The organism is Kitasatospora sp. NPDC085895 (assembly GCF_040702125.1).
GTDB classification, from domain to species: domain Bacteria; phylum Actinomycetota; class Actinomycetes; order Streptomycetales; family Streptomycetaceae; genus Kitasatospora; species Kitasatospora arboriphila.
Genome location: NZ_JBFBJY010000251.1, coordinates 1 through 1,097, shown reverse-complemented (window position 1 = coordinate 1,097; position 1,097 = coordinate 1). Strand labels below are relative to the sequence as shown.

Sequence of the window (1,097 nt, the reverse complement as noted above, 5' to 3'; positions counted from 1 at the left end):
AATCCTTTGACGCCTATCGCGCGTGGGTGACGGTCGAGGCTGGCCACTATGACGCGATCCAACTCCCCGACGGCACTCTACGCAAACATCCCCGCAGCATCGCGTTCGCCAACATGGACGAAACAGAGTTCCATCAGCTGTATCAGGCCGCACTCGATGTTTTATGGCGCTGGATCCTGCACAAGCCGTTTCGCTCCCATGAGGAGGCCGAGAACGCCGCGGCGCAGCTGATGAATTTTGCGGGGTGAGACGATGAAAATTTACCGCAGCAAAAAATGGTTGGCGGCCGTCGGGCAAATCGAACAATGCGTGTTGTGTGGAAACTGGGGAACCCAGGTCGCGCACCGGAACGAGGGGAAGGGTATGGGGCTGAAAACTGACGACTGCGCCACCGCGGCGCTCTGCGTTTGTTGCCACACCGCGATCGATAACGGCAAAGATCTATCACGCGAAGAGCGGCGCCAGATGATGGACCGCGCGATCGTTCTGACGATTATTCAAATAGCCCGCCGCGGGCTGGTGGTGCCACAATGATGAATGCACAGCAATTGGAATATATACGCATCAATCTACGTACTGCCCTAGTGGATTCATCGGGCGGAACGAAGGGGCAGTTAGAGGCATTTGCTGAACATCCGCCAGCAGATAAAGATCGAAATCCACGGAAACCAGTACATGTTGTTCTACTAGATGATGGTCGGGGAGGGATTAGGCAAGTTAGAGCCGAAAATTCAGCTTTGCATGTGCTGGAAACTCGAAGCAGGCGTCGGCCATTCCCACTGATAAACGAGAATGAATTTTCTGCGGCACCTTGGCGCAGGGCTGTAAATTTATTGTCTGAACATGAGCAGGCATGGATACGGTACTGTTATGGGTTGGAGCTGGATTTTGAATATCAAGTAATAGTTTGCGAAAAAATTTGGAATGATTACAAGAGCCGTTTACCTATCGGCCTTTTAAAAAAAACAAAAAAAAGGCTTGTTTCATTAGTTTGGCTGGCCGTCCAGGAAGTTGCAGCTACTCGCCATAACAAAACATATAAGGAATATGCAGGCGCTGCACTTGCGCGGATGATGGATATAAATCGCTCTACTTGG

3 protein-coding genes are annotated in these 1,097 nt (G+C 51.3%); all 3 read left to right on the top strand.

Annotated features, from left to right (window positions below):
- The coding region (locus AB0442_RS42630) for a DUF1367 family protein (RefSeq protein WP_366168872.1) at positions 1–248 on the top strand (248 nt) is incomplete at its 5' end.
- Between the two features lie 4 nt (positions 249–252).
- Positions 253–534, top strand: a complete 282-nt coding sequence (locus AB0442_RS42625; protein ID WP_049194162.1) for a DUF1364 family protein — start codon at positions 253–255, stop codon at positions 532–534.
- Positions 531–1,097 (top strand): bacteriophage antitermination protein Q (locus tag AB0442_RS42620; RefSeq protein ID WP_366168871.1); only part of this gene is annotated, 567 nt, incomplete at its 3' end. The genes AB0442_RS42625 and AB0442_RS42620, both read left to right, overlap by 4 nt.

Bases quoted from the DNA above. Each gene is read 5' to 3' on its own strand.
- AB0442_RS42625 (WP_049194162.1), top strand. From the start codon at position 253: ATGAAAATTTACCGCAGCAAAAAATGGTTGGCGGCCGTCGGGCAAATC.